We start from the raw sequence: 23293 nt of genomic DNA, 5'->3' as shown, positions 1-23293 counted from the left end.
CGACACTCGCGGGTCTCTCACCCGGTCTCGGACGGGCTATTCAGCCCCAGGTCCGGTGTCAAGTCATCGCACCGTATCAGCAGCACATAAGCCCCTCAAGGCGCGTTAAAGATCGCGAACCTCACAGCTGTCATCGTTATCCACGCGCGATCCGTGCTGTTCGGTTCCGGTGTCGTCGGACGTGCTTGGGGGTGCCTGGGGGTGGGTTCTGTGACGCGCGCCGGAGCCTGTGCCATGATCCGTCAGCCTCAAGGATGACGCCCCGGAGGACCGGGCCGGTTCTCCACGCGCGAAGGGACACGACGCCACCATGGGCACCCCCACGGAACACCCGTCACTCCTCCCCACAACCCACGCAACCCTGGCCGCGGATCCGCAACTTCTGGCGGCCGCGCGGGACATCGGTGCACGGCACGGCTTCGACTACACGGACGACGCGGCGACGGCGACGCTCCTGCGGGAACGCCGCAAGGCGATCCGCGGGGCGGGGAACAGTGCGCCCGGCTGGCTGGGTGCGCTGGCGGTCGTCGCGGGCGTCTGCTGGCCACTCCTCTCCCCCGCGGTCCCGGCCCTGGCGGACCGCCCTCCGACGTTCCGGTTCGGCCCGGCGGCCTTTCTGCTGGCCCTGACGGCCTGGCTCTGGATACTCGTGTGGCGCCGCTGGAAGAGGGAGTTGCTGCATCCGCTGCTCGCGGGGTACCGCGAGGTGATCGGGGCGGCGACGGCGTACGGGGCGCCGGTGACGCAGGTGCCGGACTGGCTGGTGGGGCGGTCGGAGGGTGGGACGGGGAAGGGGGTGGCGCCGATCCCTTCGTACGGGGAGGTGGGGATCACCCCGACCGGGGGCGCCCCGACCGGGAGCGCCCCGGCCGACACCAGTGTCCCGATTCCGGTGAAAACGGCTGCCGTATCCCAATACGAGGCAAGGGCGGACGAAGGCGGCTGGCACGACGAGGCCGGGTGGATCCTGCTGTTCGCGGGAGGCATCGGGGTCGGGTGGGGATACACGCAGCACGCCCCCGTCGGCTACCTGGCGGGCGCGCTCATCCCGCTGGCGATCGTGGTCTGGCTGGCGGGCAGCCGACAGGGCAACGAGAAGCGGGCGTTGCGCGAGGAGGCACTGGCGTACGTGAGGGCACTCGCGTCGGCGCAGGCGGCGGGCGCGAGGGTGCCGGAACTGTCGCCACAATTGCGGAAGTTGTACGCGGAGGAATCCGAGGAAGAGAAGGAATGAACCCGCCGCACACATTCACCCTCTCTCTTTTCGGCGCGCGGGAATGGGTACGGGATGGTTGAACAACTTAATAAATGCGGGGCAGTTCACTGCCTAGCAGTTCGCAACGTTTGACACAGCCTTCTGGTACGGACTTTTCGCGCGCCGAGTGATTCGTCATTTCCGTCACACGGACGCACGAAAGAGACGTAACCCCCCATGAGAACCCCTCCGAAGACCCCCACGCGCAAGTCCTCCATAGCCGCCGGTATCGCCGCGACCGGCGCGGCGCTGGCGATGGTCGCCACCTCCGCCCCCGCGGCACACGCGATCATCGGCGGCACCGAAGTGCCCAACGACGCCTACCCGTTCATGACGGCGGTCCTGGAGAAGGGGCCGGGCGGCGCGCGCGACCGCCAGTTCTGCGGCGCGAGCCTGGTCACGCCCGACACGGCCGTGACGGCGGCGCACTGCCTGGTCGACGACGCGGGCAAGCCGGTCAAGCCGAAGACGCTCCAGGTGGCGGTGGGCCGTACGGTCCTGTCGTCGCGGCAGGGCCAGCTACGCGACATCGCCAAGGGCGGCGTGGTCGTGCACCCCCGCTATCTCAAGGGCAAGGAGGCGTACGACGTCGCCTTCCTGCGGCTGGAGAAGCCGGTCCGCGGCATCTCGCCCATGGCGCTCCCCACGCAGGGCACGGACGCGCTGATCCGCCCGGGCCAGAAGGCGACGGTCGCGGGCTGGGGCAACACGGACACGGAACTGACGCACACGCCCGACCGCCTGCGTCAGGTGAAGGTGCCGATCCTGTCCCACGCCGAGTGCGGGACGAGCTACAAGGAGTACGACGCCAAGGTCAACTTCTGCGCGGGCGTCGAGGCGAAGGACTCCTGCCAGGGCGACAGCGGCGGCCCCGTCTTCCGCAAGGTCCCCGGCCGCGAGGCCCCGATCCTCATCGGCGTCGTCTCCTACGGCGACGGCTGCGGTGCGCAGGGCGCCCCCGGTGTCTACACGTCGCTCAGCTCGTCGAAGCTGTGGAAGACGCTGGACGAGTCGGCGGCGGGCAAGAAGGTGAAGCGGGCGATGAACCGCCGCTAGCGGCGGGGTGACCGGACCGGCCCGGGACGCGCGCACGTGAACCGCCGCGCTCGGGCCGAGCCGGGCCGGGCCGGGCCCTGCCGGGCGGCCTCGTGGTCGGTGCGCCTACTCCGCGAAGCGGAACGTGGAAGTCACCGCGTCGAAGATGTCGAAGAAGGAGTCCGCGAGTTCGAGGAGCTGGCTGCTGCCGGAGACCAGGGCCACCTTGCCCTCCTGGCCGGGGACCGGGATGAAGGTCTGCATGAGGACGACGCGGATGGTGCGCTCGTCGCCGGGGACGGAGATGTCCTCGACGCCGTACGTGCGGGCCGCGAGGCCCACGCCCGGGATGTCGACCGTCTCGACCTTCCGCCACGCGTCCCCCTCCCGCTTGGCCTCGCGGACGCCGAGCTGGGCGACGATGCGGTCCGGTTCGGTGGGGAGCACGTCGCCGTTCGGAGTGCGGGCGCCGACCAGGGAGACGGTGACCGAACCCGTCACCGGCGTATCGCCGCCGAAGCTCTCCGCCATGCAGCCGCAGTACAGCGCGCCGGACTGCCACGCGTCCTTCGACGCCTTGCGCAGGAACGCCTCGAACGTCTCCCGGTGTGGGGCGAGCTCCGGGCGGGCCCGGACGCGGTCGTTGATCATCTGGCGGATGGCGGCGTCGCGCGACTCGGGGCGCACGTCGAACTCCCACCACGTCTCCGGCACCTTGATGCTGAAGCCTCCGCGCGCGATGGTCTGCGGTGCTGTGTAGCGGGCCATGGCTGGCACCCTTTCCGTCCCCCGGTCGTCCCCCGGTCCGACTGTTCTCTCGTCCGCCAGCCTACGGGGGCGGAGTTCCGGGGCCTGCGCCGCGACCGCTCCCTCCCTCTCCCCCTGCTACTCCCCCGTGGTTCCGTCGATTCGCTCCCTGAGCAGGTCGGCGTGGCCGTTGTGGCGTGCGTACTCCTCGATCATGTGCGTGAGGATGTAGCGCAGTGAGTACGTGTCTCCGCGGAAGTCGACGGTGATGTCGAGGGAGCCCGCGCAGTTCAGGGACTCCACGATGCCGCGGGAGCGGGCGCACTCCGCGTGCCAGATCTCGAACGCCTCGTCGGGGTCCGCGTCCGCCACGTCGAAGTCGGCGGGCTCACCGGGGGCCCGGCCCGTCCAGTGGGCGTTCGCCGCCTCACCGTTCAGCACGTTGCGGAACCAGGACCGCTCCACCTCCGCCAGGTGCCGGACGAGCCCGAGCAGCGACATGTCCGAGGGCGGTACGGCCCGCTCCTTGAGCTGCTCGGCGGTCAGGCCCGCGCACTTCATCGCGAGGGTCTCGCGCTGGTACTGGAGGAAGGCGGCGAGTGAGCCGCGTTCGTCGGCGGCGGCGTGTGGGGGGTCGGTTCTGCGGGGGCCGGGGGCGAGGGCGGGTTTGGTGGGGGTGAGGGCGGGTTTGGTGGGGGTGAGGGGTGTGGTGGGGGTGAGGGGTGTGGTGGGGGTGAGGCCTTTTGGGGGTGTGGCGGGTGTGGGTGTTGTGGGAGGTACGGCGGGTGTGTCGGGTGCGGGGATCTCGTCGGGCATCGGGCCATCATGCCGATGCCGGGCGGGCGCCGCGCCGGAAATCCGCGTACCGAAATTGGCGGCGGGACCTCGACGGGAGCGGCAACCGGACTGCACCCCCGCCCCGGACCGAGCCGAGCCGAGCCGGACCGACCCGGACCGACCTGGACCGACCCGGACCTACCCGGACCTACCCGGACCTACCCGGCCCGGACCGACCCGGCGGGACACCCCGGACCGACCTGGACCGACCCGACCCGGACCTACCCGGACCTACCCGGACCTACCCGGACCGACCCGACCCGACCCGACCCGGACCCACCCGACCCGGACCGACCCGACCCGGACCGACCCGGACCCACCCGACCCGGACCCACCCGACCCGGACCGACCCGGACCGACCCGGACCTACCCGGACCGACCCGACCCGACCCGGACCGACCTAGACCGACCCGACCCGACCCGGCGGGACGCCCCCGCATCCCGTATCTCGTCGGCCTGTCCCGCCGCCCCGGCATCCGTGGTCCTCCGCTCGTCGCGACAGTAAAGTGCGGCGCATGAACGAGGGGGACGCTGTGGCCAAGGAAGCGGAGGGCGCGGGGCGCACGTGGGCCGGGCGGGTTCGCCCCGGCAACGGGGTGGCGGCCGCGCGGGGTGACGGGGTTCGGGCCGATCCGCGGCGTCGTCGACTCGGTCTCCCGCCCGTTCTCCCGCCCGTTCTCCTGCCCGTCCTCCTGCCCGTCCTCCTCGCCGCCTTCCTCACCGTCGGCCTCCTCCCCCTCCTCACCGCCACCCCCGCCCTCGCCGCGCCCAAGCGGTCCCCGCAAGGACCGACCCAAACCACCGCTCTCGCCGCCCTCGCCGCGCCCAAACAGTCCCCGCAAGAGCGCACCCAAGCCGCAGCCCCCACCCCCTCCTCCCCCAGCCCCTCCCCCCGAGACCGCACCCAAGCCGCCACCCTCGCCGCCCACCTCCGCTCCGACCCCGTCTACGTCACCGACCAACTCCCCCGCGCCGTCCCCCGCTCCACCGCCCCCGACTACACCGCGATCGCCGCGGGCATCACCGAGCGGACCGGCGTGCGGACCTACGTGCTCGTGCTGCCGGGGGCCGGGAGCAGCATGGAGAGCAAGGCGTTGCTCGGTGCCGTGCACGACCGGCTCGGGCGGGACGGGCTGTACGTGCTCATCGACGAGTACTCCGTCTCCCAGGCCGTCGCCTTCGGCGTGCGCGCGCCCGCCGAGGACGCGTGGTCGGTACAGCTCCACGAACTCCCGTCCGACGCCGGTCCCCTGCTCAGCTTCGAGCGGTTCGCCGACGTCATCGCGCTGGGTCCGAAGAAGGCCGCGCAGCGGGCCGAGGCCGCCCGCGAGAAGTACGGGTCGAACGGCGCGAACCGCGGCGGCGGCGAGGAGCCCGACGAGTTGCACATCGGCCCCACCGACCGCCGCAACCAGTCCTTCCTCACCGGCATCGCGCTCACCGGCCTACCGCTGCTCGTCCTGCTGATCTCCCCCTACGTACGCCGATGGTGGCGACGGCGGCGCACCCCGGCCGTCGACGTCGTCTCCCTGCGGAAGGGCGACGGGGAAGCGCCCCCGCCCCGACCCCCGTCCCGCCCCCGCCCGCTCCATTGGGTCGAGGCCGCCGTCGCCCTCGCCCTCGCCGCAGCCGTCGCCCTCACCGCCACCGCCCTCTTCGACCAGACCACGTCCAGTGCCTCGCCGCCGCCCACCGGCGCCGACCTGGCATCCCGAGTCGACCGCGTCACGGACGGGCTGCGCCGTGACCCCGTCTACAGCGACCCCGAGAGCCCCCGGCCCCTCACGCCCCGGCAGCTCGCCGACCTCCGCTCCCGTATGAAGGACGCCGACTACGGCTCCGTGCGCGTCGCCCTCGTGCCCCAGCTGCCCGAGGACGAGTCCGGCGGCAACCCCGAGGTGTTCGCCGACGCGCTCTACCGCGGCCTCGGCAAGTCCGGCGTGTACGTCGTCGCCGATCCGCTCACGGGGGACATCGACGTCGTCACGTACGGCGTACGCATCGACGCGAACCTCGTCGCCTTCGATCTGCCCGACGCCATCAGCTACGACGACTCGGACGAGCGTTCCGCCGACCACCGGCTGGGCGAACGCCTCGACGACCTCCTGACGTTCCTCGACGACGCGCCCCGCACGGACACCCCCGAGACGTCGTCGCTCGGCACCGACGCTCCCGACCCCGTCGAGGACGCCGCCCTGCCCCGCCTCTTCAGCACGGACTTCTGGCCCGGTCTCCTGGTGGGGGCGATCGGGGCCGTGTTCGTCTTCCTGGTGGTCGCCGCCGTCCTCGGGATCCTGGGGCACGCGGTGCCGGGGCTGCGTCCCGCCGCTCCGGGGCTCCGCGTCATCCGGCCCAGAAACGGGGGTGGATGTGGTGGTGGGAGCCAGGGCCGGGGACGGAGCGCGGCGGTCATCGGTTTCGACGCGCCCACCGACCCCTCCCCCGCCTACCTCCGCCGCACCGCCCGCGAGGAACTCGACGCGCTGGCCCGCGAGTTCGACCCCGATGCCGCGCTCCCCTCCGGGCTGCGCACCCGCGTGTGGGACTGCCTCGACACCGCCACCCTGCTCGCCGACCGGAACGCCGGCGGGCCCGACGGCCGCGTGGACGACGACGTGCCCGCCGCCGACCTCGCCGCCGCGGTCGCCCTCGCCCGCATGGGCCGCGCCGCGCTCGCGAACCGCGACACCGACAAGCCCTGCTGCGCGCTCAACCCGCTGCACGGCCCGGCCACCGGCTGGCGCGACGCCCAGTACGCGCCGGCGGACACCAGGCGCCGCACCATCCCCGTCTGCGACGCCTGCCGCGCCTTCGTCACCGAGCGGCCGGACCTCGCCCACACGCGCCGCCTCACGCTGCCGTCGCCGTCGGGCGGGCGCGGCGCCGACCGCGTTCCGTACGAGAACGTCGCGGGTCCCCTGCCCGCAGCTCGCAGGGGAGTTCCCCAACTCATCCGCCAGGTACGGGAGTACGCCGGTGTCCAGTGACCCGAACCCTCCGACCACGCCGATCGCCCGTCGGCGGCCGGTGGCGGCATCCCTCGCCGCGCTGATCGCCGCCACCGTCCTGGCTCCCGCGGTCCTCCTGACGTCCACCGCGCCCGCGCAAGCGACTCCCTCCGGCCCCGGCCCCGGTCCCGGCCCCGGTCCCGGCGAGAAGATCGCGAAGGCACTGGCCGAATCCCCCGTGTACGTCGACCCTTCCTACGCCGCGTCCGCCGTACCGCCCGCCCGGCAGAAGGAACTCGTCCGGCGGATCGAAGCCACCGGCCTGCCCATCAAGGTCGTCCTCGTACCGCTGACCAAGGGCGATGCGTACAACGGCGACGCGGACACACTCGCGGGCGTCGTACGCGACCGCCTCGGGGACCGCAGCCCGAAGGCGGACGGCGACCTCATCCTCCTCACCACCGACGGCGAGTTCCACGACTCGATCCGCGGCCACGAGTGGCCCGGCGAGGCGCACCAGGCCGAGGACGCCGCGAACGCGGTCGACCTCATGGACGAACTGGACGACGCGGGCCTCGCGGACCTGACCGCCGAGACCGTCACGGTGATCGAGCGGGGCAACGGCAGGGCGGAGTACGAGAAGCAGTCGAAGAAGCTGCACGAGGACCTGGCCCGGAACCGCGAGCCGGAGACCTCCAAGGACGGCGACTCCAACGACTCCGATGACGGCCGGGACGGCGGTCTCCCCTGGCCCCTCATCGCAGCCCTCGCGGTACCGACGCTCGCCCTCGCCCTCCTCGCGGCCTTCCTCGTACGTTCCGCACACCGCCGCCGCACCGGGCAGGCCGACGCCCCCTTCGCCTTCCCCCGCGCGGTCTTCGCGGCAGCACGCGCCGCGGACGAGGCCGAGCTGCGCCGACGCGCGGAGGCGGAGGTCCTCGCGCTCGGCGAGGCGGCGCGGGCGGCGGACACCGGGGCGACGCCGGGCCTCCAGCGGGCCCTCGACGCGTACGACGCCGCCGGTACCGTCCTCGACTCCGCACGCGGACTGCCCGACCTGGCCGGGGTCCTCGCCCTGGTCATGGAGGGACGCGACGCCCTCGCCGGCACCCCGGACCCGCTCCCCCTCTGCTTCTTCAACCCCCTGCACGGCCGCGCCGTCCGCACCCTCTCCTGGCGCCCCCTGGGCCACCGCGAACAGCTCCGGGTCTCCGCCTGCACCGACTGCGCCCACGCGGTCCGCGACCGCCGCGCTCCGGAAGTCCTCACGGATACGGGTACGGGTACGGGTACGAACACCGGAACATCGGCGGGTTCGGGACCCGGCGGCACCCCGCTCCCCTACTTCGAGGTGGACGCGTCCAAGAGCGTGTGGGCGGCGACGGGTTACGGCTCACTCATCGACGGCGGCGGCCCCGACGCGGAGGACGGGCTTGCGCGGCGGGTGGGGCGGGGGGACTTCTCGCGGGGGCGGGGGTCTTCCCGGGGGTAGGGCCCTTCCCCAGGACATCCACATAACGGCAGCCGCCGAAGCATGACGATCATGGCAAAGTAGTGCCCGCGCAAGGCGACGCACCGAATAGGTAGCGTAGGGATTGCGCCAACGGGGCCGGATGCACGTACAAAACCGGCAAGCACGGCGAGAACGGGGAGACATGTCCGGATCGGACTTGGTCGTCGACTTCCAGCTGCTCAACAAGTCGGCGAGTCAACTGAGCGCCATCGAGAAAGAGTTCCGGAATCTCGGTGAATGGAAGGACGACATCAAGACCGCGGTCGGTGCGTCCGACATCAAGGACGCGATGGGCGACTTCGTGGACAACTGGGACAAGAACCGCAAACGACTTCTCGAATCCCTCGACGAGGTCGGGAAGATGGTCGAGAACACGCGGGACGCGTTTCAGAAGCTCGAGGACCAGTTGTCGAAGAAGGGCAAGAAGGAGAAGTAGGGCAGCCGCTCAGCACGGTCGGAATCACGAGCATTCAGGTTCATTCGGGGGAGAAGGAAATGGCACGGCCCAAGGACTGGCAACCACTGCGCGAGAGCGATCCCGTACCGGGCGATCCCGTCGCGGTGCGCGAGCAGGTCAAGCACATGAAGAAGATCGCCGAGTATCTGCGTACGCAGGCAGAGGCGCTCAATGCGATGGCCGACGCGGACAACCTCAAGGGAAAGTACGCGGAGAAGCTCGGTGAGGACTCCCGCGCCCTGGGCCGCAAGCTCGACGAGGCCGAGGACCGCTATCGCGAGGTGAAGGGCCACCTTTCCGGCTGGGCCGATGATCTCGAAGGGTTCCAGAAGCGGGCGGACAAGGCACTCGACGACGCCAAGGACGCCCAGCGCATCATCGACACCCACGAGAACAAACCGGATTCCGACAAGAAGGCCAAGGACGGCGACGAGAAGGACAAGAAGGGCGACAAGGACTCCGACACGGAGGATCCCGCCCTGAAGAAGGCCAAGGAAGACCTGTCGAACGCCCGCGGCCGCCTCAACACCGCGGCCGGGGACTACGACGAGCGCGCGAGCCATTACGCCGGCAAGATCCGCAAGTCCATCGACGACGACATGGAAGACAGTTGGTGGAACGACTTCAAGGCCTGGGTCGGCGACGCCGACTGGATCGGTGACTGGGCGGACATTCTGAGCTGGGCGGCCACGATCGTGGGCATCGCCGCCATGTTCTTCCCGATCCTCGGTGTCGTCGCCCTCGCACTCACCGCCGTCGTCGCCCTCGCCCACCTGGTACAGGCGGCGACAGGCAACGGATCGTGGTTCGACGTCGTCATGGACATCGGCGCGCTCAAAATGGCGCGCAACGGCGTGAAGGCCGCCAAGGCCATCAAGATGCTGCAGCAGAGCTCCCGCAAAACGGCGGCGGGAGTGGCCAAGGAAGGCGCCGAGTCCGGTGCGGCGGCGACCCGTAAGAACGCCATGAAGAACGCGGCCAAGGGCGAGAAGAAGGGCGGCGGCCGGTCGGGCGGCGACCGCCAGAGAAACCGCGCCCGCCGCCTGAAGATGGAGCAGAAGAACCGCGCGACCGGCAAGAAGGCGGGCGACGAGGTGCGCGACGCCGAGATGCCGCAGATCACCGCGCAGGAAAAGGCCGGTGTTCTCGGCGACGCCAAGCTCGGCAAGCAAATGAAGGACATCAACAAGTGGCGTGACGCCTACCCGGACAACACCAAACTGGCGGACAACGCCCGCGAGGCCGCGCGCCAGAAGGACGCGCTCCGGGGGTCCTGGGCGGTCGGCACCGGACTCGACGCCGCGGACAAGAGCGGCGACGCGGTGTCGGACGGCGAGTACAGCAGGATGAAGGACCGGATGACCACGCCGGTGCCGGGGACGTCGCGATGGTGACGCACGAGCCGCGTGAGGCGCGGGAGCTCCGGGAGGCCCGCCGGGAGGCCCAAGCGGCTCGGGACCGGCGCTTGAACATCGGCGTCGCCGCCTTCCGGTGGATCTTCGTACTGGCCCTGCTCCGCATGTTCGCCACCCCCGCCACCAAGGACTTCTTCGACGAGGAACTGCTGCCGTCGCCGACGTGGGAATGGGCGCTGTGCTCGCTCACCCCCGGCCTGCTGATCTGGCTGGCACGTGCCCCCAAGGACTGGCGGCGGCTGGAGGGCGAGCGCTCGCTCCTGCGCATCGCGCTCGCCCTCTACTTCCTCTACGCCCTGGCCTTCGCGCTCGGCCAGAACGTCCTGGTGCACTGGATCGCCGTCGCCGCCTCCCTCGCCGGTTTCGCCGGGATGTGGCACCTCAACCGCAAGGAACAGCCAAGTGCCCGCTGACCACCCCATACCGGACGGCCCCTCCGCCGAGCCTGCCGACTACGCCGAGCCCGTCGACTCCGCCGAGTCGGCCGTCGAGCTGCCGCCCACCGGCTACCGCGTCCTGCTGCCCTCCGAGTGGGCCCAGATCCCGCTGCGCCACGGCACGGAGGACGCCGTTCGCCGCATCCTGGACGAGGCGTACGCCCGTATCCCCGCCGACGCCCCGCGGGACAAGATCACCCCGTACAAGCGCGAGCTGGAGCGCCGCTTCCGCGCGTCCGTCGCCGAGGCCCAGCGCGGCAAGGGCCTGGACCTCTACCTGCCGGTGAAGCCCATGGGCGACTTCAACGTCGGGGCCTCGATCCTCGTCTCCGAAGCGGTCGTGCCCCGGCGTCCCGGACAGCCGCCATCCACGTCCGAACCGACCGAGGTGGCCGTGCAGTTGCTGTCGCGGGACGGTCGGGACGGTGTGGCGGACGCCGACCTGAGCTCGGGCGAGATCGACGGCGCGCTGGCGGTACGGCGCGAGCACATCGCCGACGCCGCGCCGGACAAGGGCGCCGAGCTCGCGTCGCGGCGCGTCGAGTACATCCTGTCCGTGCCCGCCGACCCGGACCGCTGGTTCGTCGCCGCGTTCTCGACCGTCGGGGGCGGAGACCCGCGGGACGAGCTGGCCGAAGCGCTCGTCGAGTGGTTCGACGCGGTGATGGCCAACTTCCGCTGGAGCCGACCATGAGTGAACTGTTCTGGCCGATCCTCGACATCGAGGACGTCGACGACGACGCGTGGGTGATGGTCCCGCCCCGTGCCGGGCGGGCGGCCCCCTTCCCCGAGTGGGACGACATCGGCGTATGGGCCCGGGAAGTCGCCGAGGACCTGTGGACGGACAGCGACCTCGACCCCGGCCCCAACGGCGTCGACTTCGTCGCAGGCACCCTGCAACGCACCGCCGAGGCCCTCGCCCCGCCCGGCTCGGACCACTGGCTCTTCCTCCACCTCGACCACCCGGCCGACGTCCCGCTCCCCGTCTGCGCGGCGCTCGGCCCGGCCACGGGACCGCGCGAGGAGACGCTCCGCGCCCTCACCGAGGCGGACGACAGGAGCGCCGTCGAACCGCCGGTCGTGAAGACGATCAAGTCCGACCGGCTCGGCAAGGGCATGACCACCTTCCGCTACGTACCGCAGGAGGGCTCCCCGCACCTGCTGGCCTGCGTGCGCTACGCGTGGCAGGTCGATGAGCACGGTGCGGACGTCGTCATCTGGACGGCTTCCGAGGACATCGCGCACGTCATGCGGGCGGCGGAGGACCTGGAGAACCTGGCGCGGTCCCTGAGCGTGTGGGCTCCCTGAGAGCCTGCCCCGCTCACGAGGCGGGCGGCCCCGGCATGCCGATGCGCCGTACGAAGTCGTCGAGGTCGTCCATCGCGCCCAGCACCCGTCGCGGATCGGGGGCGGACACGATGACCACGACATCGCAATCGGTCGCCTCGTGGCGCCAGGCGTACCGCACGCCCGCGACGAGCGTGCCGGCGTCCGCCTCCGTCAGCTGCGTGTAGCGCAGGGAGCGCAGGCCCGTGCCGAGCGACTCCGTGGTGAAGTCCTCCACGATCGGCTTCTCCACGAGGGCCGGGTCGTCCGTGGTGACCAGGGCACGCAGGCTCGCGTCCCGGTCACCGTCCGCCTCGATCGAGGCGACGTACACCGGCAGCGGCATCAGGCGCGGGTCGGGCAGATGGAGGTAGACGTCGAACTCGGGGTGGCTCAAGGGGAATCGCTCCGCGCAGGAGCGCAGCGTCGCGGCCAGGAGCTTGACGTCCTTGCGGGTCGGCTCCAGGCCGCTGTCACCCCACCACGCCTCGGACAGATCACGGCCCCACTCCTTGGGGCCCTTCCACGGCGTGCCCTCCCAGGAGTGCGGGATCTGCATCCACAGGTCGGTGTCGTAGTCCACATGTGGCCAGCTCACGGGCGACTCCAGTCGAGATCGGCCTTCTCGAAGGTCTTCCGCGTCGACTCGACCCAGCCGCCGATCTCCTCGATCTGCTCGACGAGCTTGTCGTCGACCTCATCGGAACCGGCCACTTGAACCCCCGTGCGTGCGCGCTGGATGCCCACCCCTATGACACCTACGACATCTACTACATGGCTGTAGAGGAAACTACCATCGCGCCCGAGCGGAAGATCGCACTCCCGAACCCCCGCGTCACGACACGGTGACAGTCCGTGGGTATCAGGCGACTTGCCCCGCTATCACCGCACTTTCAACCCTGGCGGAACCCGGAACCCCATGGTTAACGTCGGCACGCCGAAGACACCCGTCACCCCACCCTCGCCTCACCGGGAGCCGACCGTGAACCGCCGCACCATGCCCGTCACCGCCGCGCTCGCCGCGACCGCTGCCCTGCTCCTGACGGCATGCGGCGGCGGGGGCGACGGTGACTCCAAGGACAAGGACAAGATCGCCGGAGCCGACGTAGGCCCGGCGAAGCCGAAGAAGTCGGCGGCCCCGTCGGACGCCCCGGCCGCGGACAAGCCGGACGGCGTCGACGTATCGCTGCCGAAGAGCATGAATCTGGTCTTCGACTGGGCCAAGCCGAAGGACGAGAACGAGGCGGCGGCGATGGATGACGCGGCGAACTTCATGCGGGCGATCTATCGGGGCGTCGACAAGCGCACGTCGAAGGACGCGGCGGTGTCCGCGTACTCCACCGGCGGCGGACTGCACTACGCGAAGGTGCAGATCGACGGCCGGATCGACGGCGGCTGGACGGCCACCGGGACTCGGCGCCACTACCAGGCCACCACCCGGTCCGCCCCGAACGGCAAGTCGGTGGAGGTCGCCTTCTGCGTCGACTCGAGCAAGTTCTACGGCAAAGAGGTCAAGACCGGAAAGGTCCTGAAGAGCAAGCCCAGCATCAAGGACTACGACCACTTCAAGATCGTGATGGTCAAGTTCCCCACAGGTGACGGTCTGTGGCAGGCAACGAAGGTGTTCGTCGAGACGAAGGCCAAGCAATGCCAGTGAACAGATCACGGCTCACGACGCTCGGTACCGGCGTGGCGGCCCTGGCACTCGCCGTCGGAGCATCAGCCCTCGCAGCACCGGCGTACGCCGCGGAGCCCAGCAGCAACGGCGACGGCGGAAGCACCGAACAGCAGGGCGGCAGCGACAAGTCCGGCAACGGCATCTACGCCGCCGCGAAAGTCACGTACTCCGGCTCCGTGACCAAGGGCGGCGGCAGCGGCAACGTGACGTCCTCCGACGTCAACTGGACGCCCCCGCCCTGCTGGTACGCCCCGAAGTACGGCGCCAAGGAATTCAAGAAGAAGATGTCCAAGGAGCTCGAGGACGCCACGAGCGCACCCGGGATGGCCGGGCACGCGGGCGCGGCGATCAACGAGTTGCAGCGCCATTACGAGGACGACTACGGCTGGACGGACACCCCCGGCTACAAGGACTACAACGTCGACAAGGACGGCGACGGGATGTTCTGGGCGGCGTTCGAGAACCCCGACGAGCCGGACTACCTCAAGCGGACCTCGTGCAGTGACATCCCCTTCTGGGTCGAGAACGGCGAGGCACCGCCGCCCCAGCACGAGGAAGCCATCAGCCCGGAGATCCTCGCGGCGCTCGCCTACCAGCACATGGAACTGCCGAAGACCAAGGTCACCCTCGCCCCCGACGGCACGGCCAAGGTGAAGCTGCCGACGTGGGCCTGGCTCGACAAGGCGGCCTTCGACGAGGTGAAGGCGACGGCGGAGATCGACATCCCCGGCTTCCACCTCGAGGCGACGACGACCGCGAAGCCCAAGTCGCTGACGCTCGACCCCGGTACGGCGGACGCGACCACGCTCCCCGCGAACGGTGAGTGCCCCATCGTCGGCGACACGATCGGCGAGCCGTACGCGAAGGGCAAGTCCAAGGAGACACCGCCCTGCGGCATCGTCTACGGCCGCTCGTCCGCCGGTTCCACGTTCCCGCTCAAGGCCTCCCTCACCTGGGAGATCAGCTGGACGGGCACGGGCCAGGGTGCGGCGGAGCCGATGCCTGACGGCAAGATCGAGGCGGTCCAGGACGTCACGGTGGAGGAGATCCAGTCGATCAACCGCTGAGGGGCGGCGGCCTGCCGGTGACCCGCCCCACTCGCACCGCGCCGGTCCTGGTGCGGCGGCCTACTCCCAGTGCAGCGTTCCCGCCACGGTGTCGAACAGTTCCACCATCTGCTGCGCCAGGCCCTCCATGGGAGTGGAAAACGTGAGGTTCAGCCACTGGCTGCTCGCGGGGACCGGGACGTGATACGTCACCGTGGTCGTCGCGAGCGTGTTGCCCATCTGGCGTTCGGGGTCGGCCGCTTCGGTCTTCTCCGTCCGTACGGCGTCGCCCGCGGCGTCCAGCTTCCGCACCTCGGCGGGACGCCCCGTCTCCGTGAGTCTGCGGGCCAGGTCGTGCGCCGTGCCGCAGCCGGGCCAGCCGTCCGGGAGCAGGCTCACGAGCAGTGAGGAGGCCAGCGGGAGACCCTCGACGGTCAGCAGCGAGATGTACAGCTCGACACCGCCCTCGCGGTGGGCGGCCTTCGCTTGCTTCTGCAGATCCCGCATGAGGCGTTCTTTGAGAACGGGCGCGTTGTCGATGCCTTCGAACTGGCGGTCGGCAAGTGCGGCGATACCGCGGTCACGCTCGTCGGGGTCGAGGTGCAGCTGGAACCACCCGGCCGGAACGAAGATCGTGTAGTCGGTGGGAGGGGTGTCCCATTCGGTACGGAGGGGCATGTCAGAGCTCACGGGGGGATTCGGGTGCGGCCGGGCCGGGTTCCGGGTGGGTGGGTTCCGGGGGGACGGGCACGAGGCGCAGGGAGGGCATGATGCGGTCCACGAGATCAGTCAGCTCGTCCGTACGCTCGAAGTTGAGCCACCTGGCCTCGGCCAGCAGGATCTCCTCGTGGCCGGTCGGCCAGACCCAGTACCGGACGCTCTCACTCAGCTTCTTGCCCCAGCCGAAGCGCCGCTTCTCGACCAGCACCGCCTGTACCCGGACAGCGGGCCCGATCGGCAACTCGACCTCGGTGATCTGCGCGTCGCCCTTCACTTCGGCGTAGGACCACTTCAACAGCATCCCCTCGTACTCTTTTGGGGAGGGTCGTGTGACACCGTCCTCTCCGTAGGCGAGAACCGCCATATCCGCCAGGAACACGCCGCTGTCGGTGTAGGCGACCGCGGCCAGGAGCGGTCCGGACTCCTGGACGGACAGGGCATGCTCCTCCAGTTCCTGCTGGAGCGCTGCCTTGCTGACATCGAGGCACAGCGGGTCGAACTGCGCCACCAGGTCTGCGGCCAGCTGCCGGGCTTCCGCCTTGGTGCCCTCGTGAAGAGTGAGCCCGAGCCAACCGCCGTCGAAATCGAATTCGACGACGAAATCGTCCTCCGGTCCCGGCGGAGTTCCGTTCGCGCCCTGCTGCTCATGCTCCATTACGACACCTCGTCGACGAAGAGGCCACCAGCGGTCACGCCGCTGCCGGCCACGCTCAGCTGCGTCGCCCTGCGCGACAGCTTGTTGACATCGAACCCGACATCCTTCAGGCCCTTGCCCAGGTCCTTGGCTTCACCAAGGGATGATGCCGCGGACGAGTCCGCCAAGGTGAAGGACTTACCGATCCCCTTCAGGTGGCTGCCGTTCCCGCGTTCCTTCAAAACTCGGCCCATCTCACGGTATCCACCCTTGAAGCCGTCTTTCCACGTGGACCCCTTGAACAGCTCGGTCACGGGCTCCCGCATCGACTTCCCGATGTCGCCCTTTTCCAGCCCCTTGACGAATCCCGCCTCACGGTTGAACTTCTGACGGGTGCGCTTGAGCTGTCGGCCGGTCAGCTTGCCGCTCTTGGCAGCCTGCATACGGTCCACCAACCCCTTGGCGTACCGACCGCTGACCTTGGTCATCGCCTTGCCCGCGCCCATCATCAGCAACCCCACCGCAGCCGTGGCAAGCGCCGTCCACGACTCATCCCCCATACCGACCTGAATGGCCGTGCAGGCGATGTTGATGATCGTGGCCACCATGGAGACGGCGCCGAGAAATCCTGCCAGCCCCTGGCCGACGATGGGAATCCAACCGACCGCGAGAGCGGCGATACCGGCCCATTTGGAGATGTTCTCCGTCCAGTTCGCCACGACGTCCACGACCTGGGAGAAGTCGTCCCAGAAACCATCCTTGAGCGCATCGTCGGAGATGACGTCGTCAATGGCATCACGTGCCTTGCGCGCCGCGTCGTCGCGGATGCTCTGCGCCTTCTTCAGCTTGTCGCGGGCCGCTTCCAGGGACTTCCCGGCAGCCTCCGCCCGGTCTTCCAGCTTCTCCTTGCGCTCCTTGTCGTCCCCCTTGGCGCCGTCACCCTTGTCGGATTTCCCGGAGAGGCCGTCGAGGCTCTTTTTGGCGGCACTCTTGTCGGCCTCCGCCTCCTGGGCCTCCTGCCGGGCGATCTCGGCGATCCGCTGGGCGCGGTGGAGTTCCGTGGCATAACTGCCGGGTGGCGCCGAGGCGTTCGACTCGTAGTCGGCTCCGTGGTCCACGATCCGGTCGCCGACCGCGTCGGCCACCGTCTTGTAGCGCTTGTGCGCGGCCTCCAGACGGCCCCGGCACTTCTTGGCCTTCTCGCGGAACTCTTTCCCGGCGTCGCTGTCCCACGACGTCACTTCCGACGCCGCCTTGAGGTGACGTACCTGGCGCTCGAGCTCGTCGGCCGTCTTGCGGAGTTTGCGGCCCAGCTGTTCCAGGCGGTCCGGGTCTCCGGGGATCGGGTCCTGGTCGGCGAGCGGCTGCCAGTCCCTGGGTCGTGCGCCGGCCATCAGGGCTTCTTCTTGTCGGAGTCGCGGAGCGCCTTGGCCAGCTCGCTGTCGATCTTCTCGTACGTCTTCGCCGCGGCCTTCGCGATGTCTCCGAGACGTTTGATCTCGTCGCCGAGCTCCTCGCGATGCTTGTCCCAGTTGTCTACGAAGTCCCCGAACTGCCAGGACAGATCGTGCTCACCGAAGTCATCCTCGTACTGGCCCTTCAGCTTGTCCAGGCCGTCGAACGCGTCCTTGATCCTGCCCAGCCCGACACCCATCTCACGGATGACGTTCAGGTCGTCGATCCTCGCGTACTCCCCCAAGAGACGTCCCCTCTTCTCACGACGTGGTACCCGTCACTTCTCATCTGCGAACAACGAGAGCGGGGCGGGAACGGCGGGCGCGTGCCGCCGTTCCCGCCCCGACGGAGCCGAGCTCCCGGCTACTTGCGCGCAGCCTTGCCCAGCTCGTCGTCGATCTGCTCGTACTTGTCCGCGGCGTTGGTCAGGTAGTCGCCCATGCCGTCCAGGCCGTCGATCGTCTTCTTCGCGCCCTCGACGAACTCGTCGAAGTTCTCGTCGAACGCCTTTGAGGCGCTCTTCGTGACGAAGCCCGTCTCGACGAGGTGCTTGATGTACTTCTTCAGGCCGTCCAGCTTCTCGTTGAGCTTGTCCTTCTCCTTGACCACGTGCTTGGCCGCGTCTCGCATGTCCTGATATGTGACATCAAGGTCCTTGGCCATGAGGCTCTCTCCCAATCAACTCGCCGCAGGGCCAACCCCCGTGGCTCCCGTAACGCGGATGGTGTGATCTTCCGCTCTTGCGCCAGCAGCTTACGGGTGGGGCGGAGGGGATCACAGCCCGGTTCAGTCACAGCTCTGCTATGAGCGAGTGCGAAGTTCTGCGAAGAAGTTCCTCGATTGAGTTCTTCGACGGAGTTCTTCTATGGAGTTCTTCGGAGTGGTGGGACGGCGCGTACCGGTCCGCGATGCGGCTGTGTACGGGCCGTTGCCTGTGGGAAGGGGGGAGCGGATATCGTCAGGCGCATTGTTCAGCTCCGGGGAGGACGATCGTGCGCCTGACTCTGACCGTCGTCGATCCGTTCGGCGGGGGCACCGCCGACGTGGTTCTCGACGCCGATCCCGAGTCCACCGTGCAGGACATCGCGGTGGAACTGGCCCGGCAGGTCGGCCACAGCGGCGCGCAGGTCATTCCGATCGGGCACGGGCAGCAGGCGCCCGGCGGCGGCGCTCCGATCATTTACGTGGACGGGTACGCCGTCGATCCCTCCGCCACCGTCGTCACCTCGCCGCTGCGCGAAGGCGCCGTCGTCAGCCTCGACGATCCCGCCGGGTGCCTGCCGGGTGAGCCCTCGGGGCTCGTCGAGCTGCGCGTCGCGAGCGGTACCGCCGCCGGCGCCGTGCACCGGCTCGGGATCGGGCGGTACGACATCGGCAGCGGGCCCGCCTCGTACATCCGCATCGACGATCCGGAGCTTCCCGGCCGCGCCCTGACGTTGTCAGTTGCAACCGACGGCACCTGCCGGGCCACCCTCCACGGAACCCCTGAGGAGAAGGAGGGGGTGACGCTCGACGGCGCTCCCTTCGGGGTCGAGGAGGACGAGGCGGAGCCGGTCTCGGCGGCGGTGCCGGTCGATGGTGAGCCCAAGAAGGACCGCAAGGCCCGGGAGAAGCGGGAGCGGCAGGCCCGCAAGGAGTGGAAGGAGCGGAAGGAGGCCCGCGCCAAGCTGGTGAGGGAGAGGGCCAAGGGGGGCAGTGGGCGGCTCGATACCGTTGCCTGGCCGCTCGGGGGGCAGATCGCGCTGGGCAATACGCTGCTCGAACTCGTCCGCTACACGCCTCCGAACGCCGCCCTCAAGTGGTCCGAGGACGGTGCCGGGCTCGACTACAACCGGCCGCCGCGGCTGCGGCCGCCCGAGCGGCAGACCAGTTTCCGGCTGCCCAGCCCGCCCCGTGAGTACGAGGCGCGGCCACTGCCGTGGTTGATGGCGCTGTTTCCGCTGGTCGGTGCCGTCGTCGCCGCGATGATCTTCGATCGCTGGTACTACCTGATCATGGCGGGACTGAGTCCCATCATGCTGTTCGGCAATTACTTCATGGACAAGAAGCACGGGCGCAAGTCCCATGCGAAGCAGGTCAAGGAGTACAAGGAGACCAAGGCCCGGATCGAGCGGGATGCGCAGGACGCGCTGGTGGCCGAGCGGGTCGACCGGCGTAATGCCGTGCCCGATCCCGCCTCCGTGCTCGCCCTCGCCACCGGGCCCCGTACGCGCCTGTGGGAGCGGCGGCGTACCGATGCCGATCATCTGCTCGTGCGGTTCGGGACCGGGCAGCTGCCCTCCGAGGTCGTCCTCGACGACCCGGAGAAGGACGACCACCGGCGGCAGGTGACGTGGAAGATCGAGGACGCGCCCGTCGCGCTGCCGCTGAAGGGGCTCGGTGTCATCGGCATCGCGGGGCCCGACGACTCCGCCACCGCGCTCGGGCGCTGGGCCGTCGCGCAGACCGCGACCCTGCACAGTCCGATGGACGTGCAGTTCTATGTGCTGACCGAGGCCACGTCCCGGGAGAGCTGGGACTGGGTGCGGTGGCTGCCGCACGCCCGGCCGTCCGGCGGTCAGGACATCAACGTACTCATCGGGACGGACGCCGAGACCGTCGGCGCCCGCATCGGTGAGCTGACCCAGATCCTCGATGCGAGGGTCAAGGCCGTCGAGGACAACAAGAGTCAGGGCGCGAGTTTCTCCGATCCCGACATCGTCGTGGTGTGGGACGGGTCCCGGCGGCTTCGGTCGCTGCCGGGTGTGGTGCGGCTGTTGCGTGAAGGGCCCGCCGTGCACATGTACGCGCTCTGCCTCGATACCGAAGAACGGTTCCTGCCCGGTGAGTGCCAGGCCTTCGTCGTCGCCGAGCCGAAGCCGGCCCCGGACCCGAACGCGTACGCGAGCGGCGGCGCCCTGGGGAGCGCGCCGAGCGGGCCCGCGATGCCCCAGCAGGCCCCCGGCGGCTTCCCCTCCTTCCAGGCCTGGCACACCACCGCGCCCGACCCGCAGCAGACCGGCGCCCCGCGCGAGCTGCGGCTGCGCGTCGAGATGAGCGGCGCCGAGCGGCTCCTCGACGTACGGCCCGACTTCGTGACCCCCGCCTGGTGCCTGCGCGTCGCGCGGTCCGTGTCGCCGCTGCGCGACATCAGCGGGGAGACCGAGGACTCCGCGCTGCCCGGGTCGAGCCGGTTGCTCGACGTGCTGCAGCTCGAGCCGCCGACCGCCGGGGCGATCACGGCGAGGTGGCAGGCGGGCGGGCAGTCGACGATGGCCGTCATCGGTGAGTCGTACGACGGGCCCTTCGGCATCGACATGCGCAAGGACGGCCCGCACGGCCTCATCGCCGGTACCACCGGTTCCGGTAAGTCGGAGCTGCTGCAGACCATCGTGGCCGCGCTCGCCGTCGCCAATACGCCCGAGAACATGACCTTCGTCCTCGTGGACTACAAGGGCGGGTCGGCGTTCAAGGACTGTGTGAAGCTGCCGCACACCGTCGGCATGGTCACCGACCTCGACGCGCACCTCGTGGAGAGGGCCCTGGAATCCCTCGGAGCCGAGCTCAAGCGGCGCGAGCACATCCTCGCCGACGCCGACGCCAAGGACATCGAGGACTACCAGGACCTGGTGCGGCGCGACCCGTCGCACGCGCCCGTGCCGCGGCTCCTCATCGTCATCGACGAGTTCGCGTCGATGGTGCGCGACCTGCCCGACTTCGTGACGGGGCTCGTGAACATCGCTCAGCGTGGCCGTTCGCTGGGAATCCACCTGCTCCTCGCCACGCAGCGGCCCTCCGGTGTCGTGTCGCCCGAGATCCGCGCCAACACCAACCTCCGCATCGCGCTGCGCGTGACGGACGGCGGCGAGTCCAGCGACGTCATCGACTCCCCCGAGGCCGGGCACATCTCCAAGAACACCCCGGGACGGGCGTACGTGCGTCTGGGGCACGCCTCCCTCGTACCGTTCCAGTCGGGCCGTGTCGGTGGCCGCCGCCCCGGCGCCGCCGACCCGACGCTGCTCGCGCCCTGGGTCGACTCCCTGGACTGGGCGGCCCTCGGCCGCGCCGCGCTCGTGAAGCCGAAGGCGCAGGCCCGCGAGGAGGAGGAGATCACCGACCTGAAGGTCCTCGTCGACGAGATCATCGACGCGAACCGGACCCTCGGCATCCCCGCCCAGCACAGCCCCTGGCTGCCCGCGCTCGGCGAGACCCTGCTGCTCGACGAGATCCCCGCCCCGGCGCCCCGCACGGCCCCCGGCGCGCTCACGCCCGCCCCGTACGGCGTCGAGGACCTCCCCGCCGACCAGGCGCGCCGCCCGGTCGTCGTGGACTTCGCGCACTTCGGCCACCTGATGATCGGCGGCGCCCCGCGCTCAGGACGCTCGCAGGTCCTGCGGACCATCGCCGCCTCGCTCGCCCGCACGCACTCCAGCGCCGACGTGCACCTCTACGGCATCGACTGCGGCAACGGCGCGCTCAACGCGCTGACCCGCCTGCCGCACTGCGGCGCCGTCGTCGGCCGCAACCAGACCGAGCGCGTGGTGCGCCTCATCAACCGCCTCAAGGGCGAACTCACCCGCCGCCAGGACCTGCTCGCCGACAAGGGGTACGCCGACATCGGCGAGCAGCGGGCCGACGCCGCCGAGGACGAGCGGCTGCCGCACCTCGTCGTACTCCTCGACCGCTGGGAGGGCTGGCTGCCCACGCTCGGCGAGATCGACCACGGTTCGCTGACCGACGAGATCACGACGATCATGCGCGAGGGCGCGAGCGTCGGCCTCCACATGGTGCTGACGGGTGACCGGCAGCTCCTGGTGGGCCGCATCTCCTCCCTCACCGAGGACAAGTACGGCCTGCGCCTCGCCGACCGCTCCGACTTCTCGATGCTCGGCATCCCGGCCCGCAAGGTCCCGGAGGAGATCGCGCCGGGCCGCGCCTTCAGGAACGAGAGCGGCACCGAGACGCAGTTCGCGCTGCTCTCCGAGGACTCCACCGGACAGGGGCAGGCTGCCGCGATCGCCGCGATCGGTGAGCGGGCCGCGGCCCGCGACGCGGACGTGCCGCGCCACCGCCGCCCGTTCCGCGTCGACACGCTGCCGAGCCGCATCTCCTTCGAGGAGGCGTGGGAGCTGCGCGACCCGGACGCCTCGCGCTCCAAGCTGTGGGCGCTGGTGGGCATCGGCGGCGACGAGGTCATGGGGTACGGGCCCGACCTGGCGGAAGGCGTGCCCGCGTTCGTCATCGCGGGTCCGGCCAAGTCGGGTCGCTCGACGGTCCTGATGAACATGGCGCGTTCGTTCCGTACGCGGGGCGTACGTCTCATCGTCGCCGCGCCGCGCCAGTCGCCGCTGCGGGCGCTCGAAGGCACCGAGGGCGTGCTGAAGGTGTTCACCGGGGACGACATCGACGAGGACGAGTTCGAGGAGCTCATCGACGAGGCGGAGGCGTCGCCGGAGGACCCGGTCGTCGTCCTCATCGACGACGCCGAGATCCTCGAGGACGCGGACGCGGCGAGTCACTTCAAGCGGATCATCCAGCGCGGCGCCGACCTGGGTCTCGCCCTGGTCCTCGCCGGTGACGAGGAGGACGTCTGCAGCGGCTTCTCGGGCTGGCAGGTCGACGCGAAGAAGGGGCGCCGCGGCATTCTGCTGTCGCCGCAGGACAGCTCCAGTGGCGATCTGATCGGGCTCAGGATCTCCCGCAGCATGGTCGGCGGCCCGGTGGCGCCGGGCAAGGGCATGCTGCACCTCGGCAGCGGCGAGATCTCGACGTTGACGACTCCGCTGTAGCGGATGACCTGGCGGATGACCT

At 70.2% G+C, this 23293-nt stretch carries 20 protein-coding genes; 12 read left to right on the top strand and 8 right to left on the bottom strand.

All coding sequences use genetic code 11. The annotated features are described in order from the left end of the window. Positions 1–310 precede the first annotated feature (310 nt). Together NOO62_RS23475 and NOO62_RS23470 are read left to right on the top strand one after the other, a co-directional pair. Positions 311–1234, top strand: coding sequence for a hypothetical protein (locus NOO62_RS23475; RefSeq protein ID WP_268772861.1), 924 nt, complete (start codon positions 311–313; stop codon positions 1232–1234). Positions 1235–1432: 198 nt separating this feature from the next. Next, entirely contained in the window at positions 1433–2311 is an 879-nt protein-coding gene (locus NOO62_RS23470) for a S1 family peptidase (protein ID WP_268772860.1), read from the top strand. A 105-nt stretch (positions 2312–2416) separates the two neighbouring features. Here NOO62_RS23470 and NOO62_RS23465 read toward each other — a convergent pair whose 3' ends face one another. Further along, positions 2417–3058, bottom strand: a complete 642-nt coding sequence (locus NOO62_RS23465; RefSeq protein ID WP_268772859.1) for a hypothetical protein — start codon at positions 3056–3058, stop codon at positions 2417–2419. A gap of 117 nt (positions 3059–3175) precedes the next feature. Continuing rightward, positions 3176–3853: a DinB family protein gene (locus NOO62_RS23460; protein WP_268772858.1), complete on the bottom strand. Its 678-nt coding sequence runs from the start codon at positions 3851–3853 to the stop codon at positions 3176–3178. A 536-nt stretch (positions 3854–4389) separates the two neighbouring features. Between NOO62_RS23460 and NOO62_RS23455 the strand changes: the two genes are divergently transcribed. The 7 genes from NOO62_RS23455 (at position 4390) to NOO62_RS23425 (ending at position 11952) form a co-directional block, all read left to right on the top strand. Then, positions 4390–6861: a hypothetical protein gene (locus tag NOO62_RS23455; protein ID WP_268772857.1), complete on the top strand. Its 2472-nt coding sequence runs from the start codon at positions 4390–4392 to the stop codon at positions 6859–6861. Then, positions 6851–8314 (top strand): hypothetical protein, encoded by a 1464-nt coding sequence (locus NOO62_RS23450; RefSeq protein ID WP_268772856.1) that lies wholly within the window; start codon positions 6851–6853, stop codon positions 8312–8314. Before NOO62_RS23455 ends, NOO62_RS23450 begins: the two co-directional genes overlap by 11 nt. A gap of 163 nt (positions 8315–8477) precedes the next feature. Beyond that, complete coding sequence (locus tag NOO62_RS23445; RefSeq protein WP_150216924.1) at positions 8478–8771, top strand: hypothetical protein; 294 nt, start codon at positions 8478–8480, stop codon at positions 8769–8771. Between the two features lie 59 nt (positions 8772–8830). Continuing rightward, the gene (locus NOO62_RS23440; protein WP_268772855.1) at positions 8831–10186 is read left to right on the top strand and encodes a putative T7SS-secreted protein; all 1356 of its coding nucleotides are present in this window, start codon (positions 8831–8833) and stop codon (positions 10184–10186) included. Further along, positions 10180–10620: a hypothetical protein gene (locus NOO62_RS23435; RefSeq protein WP_268772854.1), complete on the top strand. Its 441-nt coding sequence runs from the start codon at positions 10180–10182 to the stop codon at positions 10618–10620. The genes NOO62_RS23440 and NOO62_RS23435 overlap by 7 nt, the downstream gene beginning before the upstream one ends. Continuing rightward, positions 10610–11338, top strand: coding sequence for a hypothetical protein (locus NOO62_RS23430; RefSeq protein ID WP_268772853.1), 729 nt, complete (start codon positions 10610–10612; stop codon positions 11336–11338). Before NOO62_RS23435 ends, NOO62_RS23430 begins: the two co-directional genes overlap by 11 nt. Next, a complete protein-coding gene (locus tag NOO62_RS23425) occupies positions 11335–11952 on the top strand; it encodes a hypothetical protein (protein WP_268772852.1) in 618 nt (205 codons plus the stop codon). The genes NOO62_RS23430 and NOO62_RS23425 overlap by 4 nt, the downstream gene beginning before the upstream one ends. A gap of 13 nt (positions 11953–11965) precedes the next feature. On the opposite strand, the gene NOO62_RS23420 is transcribed toward NOO62_RS23425, so the two are convergent. Further along, positions 11966–12568, bottom strand: a complete 603-nt coding sequence (locus NOO62_RS23420) for a hypothetical protein (protein ID WP_268772851.1) — start codon at positions 12566–12568, stop codon at positions 11966–11968. Between the two features lie 384 nt (positions 12569–12952). Here NOO62_RS23420 and NOO62_RS23415 point away from each other — a divergent pair, with 384 nt between their 5' ends. Both NOO62_RS23415 and NOO62_RS23410 read left to right on the top strand, forming a co-directional pair. Further along, positions 12953–13627: a hypothetical protein gene (locus tag NOO62_RS23415; protein WP_268772850.1), complete on the top strand. Its 675-nt coding sequence runs from the start codon at positions 12953–12955 to the stop codon at positions 13625–13627. After that, on the top strand, positions 13618–14715 hold the full coding sequence (locus NOO62_RS23410; RefSeq protein WP_268772849.1) for a hypothetical protein: 1098 nt from the start codon (positions 13618–13620) through the stop codon (positions 14713–14715). Before NOO62_RS23415 ends, NOO62_RS23410 begins: the two co-directional genes overlap by 10 nt. 60 nt (positions 14716–14775) lie before the next feature. Here NOO62_RS23410 and NOO62_RS23405 read toward each other — a convergent pair whose 3' ends face one another. From NOO62_RS23405 to NOO62_RS23385, 5 genes are all read right to left on the bottom strand, one after another. Next, on the bottom strand, positions 14776–15372 hold the full coding sequence (locus NOO62_RS23405) for a hypothetical protein (RefSeq protein ID WP_268772848.1): 597 nt from the start codon (positions 15370–15372) through the stop codon (positions 14776–14778). A 1-nt stretch (position 15373) separates the two neighbouring features. Beyond that, positions 15374–16069: a hypothetical protein gene (locus NOO62_RS23400; RefSeq protein ID WP_268772847.1), complete on the bottom strand. Its 696-nt coding sequence runs from the start codon at positions 16067–16069 to the stop codon at positions 15374–15376. Beyond that, the gene (locus NOO62_RS23395) at positions 16069–17442 is read right to left on the bottom strand and encodes a hypothetical protein (protein ID WP_268772846.1); all 1374 of its coding nucleotides are present in this window, start codon (positions 17440–17442) and stop codon (positions 16069–16071) included. The genes NOO62_RS23400 and NOO62_RS23395 overlap by 1 nt, the downstream gene beginning before the upstream one ends. Next, a complete protein-coding gene (locus tag NOO62_RS23390; protein WP_268772845.1) occupies positions 17442–17747 on the bottom strand; it encodes a hypothetical protein in 306 nt (101 codons plus the stop codon). Before NOO62_RS23390 ends, NOO62_RS23395 begins: the two co-directional genes overlap by 1 nt. A gap of 119 nt (positions 17748–17866) precedes the next feature. Continuing rightward, the gene (locus NOO62_RS23385; RefSeq protein WP_150185642.1) at positions 17867–18166 is read right to left on the bottom strand and encodes a WXG100 family type VII secretion target; all 300 of its coding nucleotides are present in this window, start codon (positions 18164–18166) and stop codon (positions 17867–17869) included. A 329-nt stretch (positions 18167–18495) separates the two neighbouring features. On the opposite strand from NOO62_RS23385, the gene NOO62_RS23380 reads away from it, so the two are divergent. Next, positions 18496–23271 carry an FtsK/SpoIIIE domain-containing protein gene (locus NOO62_RS23380; RefSeq protein WP_268772844.1) on the top strand — a complete coding sequence of 1592 codons (4776 nt, stop codon included), beginning with the start codon at positions 18496–18498 and terminating at the stop codon, positions 23269–23271. The last annotated feature ends 22 nt before the right edge of the window (positions 23272–23293 follow it).

The organism is Streptomyces sp. Je 1-369, from assembly GCF_026810505.1.
Classification (GTDB): Bacteria; Actinomycetota; Actinomycetes; order Streptomycetales; family Streptomycetaceae; genus Streptomyces.
Note: the sequence above shows the minus strand (reverse complement) of the source record. Positions and strands in the feature narration are given on the sequence as shown.

What these genes read in the sequence shown, in the direction of transcription:
- NOO62_RS23400 (WP_268772847.1), bottom strand. Translation starts at nt 16,069, where the DNA reads ATGGAGCATGAGCAGCAGGGCGCGAACGGAACTCCGCCGGGACCGGAG.
- NOO62_RS23425 (WP_268772852.1), top strand. Translation starts at nt 11,335, where the DNA reads ATGAGTGAACTGTTCTGGCCGATCCTCGACATCGAGGACGTCGACGAC.
- NOO62_RS23405 (WP_268772848.1), bottom strand. Translation starts at nt 15,372, where the DNA reads ATGCCCCTCCGTACCGAATGGGACACCCCTCCCACCGACTACACGATC.
- NOO62_RS23455 (WP_268772857.1), top strand. Translation starts at nt 4,390, where the DNA reads ATGAACGAGGGGGACGCTGTGGCCAAGGAAGCGGAGGGCGCGGGGCGC.
- NOO62_RS23460 (WP_268772858.1), bottom strand. Translation starts at nt 3,853, where the DNA reads ATGCCCGACGAGATCCCCGCACCCGACACACCCGCCGTACCTCCCACA.
- NOO62_RS23435 (WP_268772854.1), top strand. Translation starts at nt 10,180, where the DNA reads ATGGTGACGCACGAGCCGCGTGAGGCGCGGGAGCTCCGGGAGGCCCGC.
- NOO62_RS23475 (WP_268772861.1), top strand. Translation starts at nt 311, where the DNA reads ATGGGCACCCCCACGGAACACCCGTCACTCCTCCCCACAACCCACGCA.
- NOO62_RS23410 (WP_268772849.1), top strand. Translation starts at nt 13,618, where the DNA reads ATGCCAGTGAACAGATCACGGCTCACGACGCTCGGTACCGGCGTGGCG.
- NOO62_RS23465 (WP_268772859.1), bottom strand. Translation starts at nt 3,058, where the DNA reads ATGGCCCGCTACACAGCACCGCAGACCATCGCGCGCGGAGGCTTCAGC.
- NOO62_RS23395 (WP_268772846.1), bottom strand. Translation starts at nt 17,442, where the DNA reads ATGGCCGGCGCACGACCCAGGGACTGGCAGCCGCTCGCCGACCAGGAC.
- NOO62_RS23440 (WP_268772855.1), top strand. Translation starts at nt 8,831, where the DNA reads ATGGCACGGCCCAAGGACTGGCAACCACTGCGCGAGAGCGATCCCGTA.
- NOO62_RS23385 (WP_150185642.1), bottom strand. Translation starts at nt 18,166, where the DNA reads ATGGCCAAGGACCTTGATGTCACATATCAGGACATGCGAGACGCGGCC.
- NOO62_RS23470 (WP_268772860.1), top strand. Translation starts at nt 1,433, where the DNA reads ATGAGAACCCCTCCGAAGACCCCCACGCGCAAGTCCTCCATAGCCGCC.
- NOO62_RS23445 (WP_150216924.1), top strand. Translation starts at nt 8,478, where the DNA reads ATGTCCGGATCGGACTTGGTCGTCGACTTCCAGCTGCTCAACAAGTCG.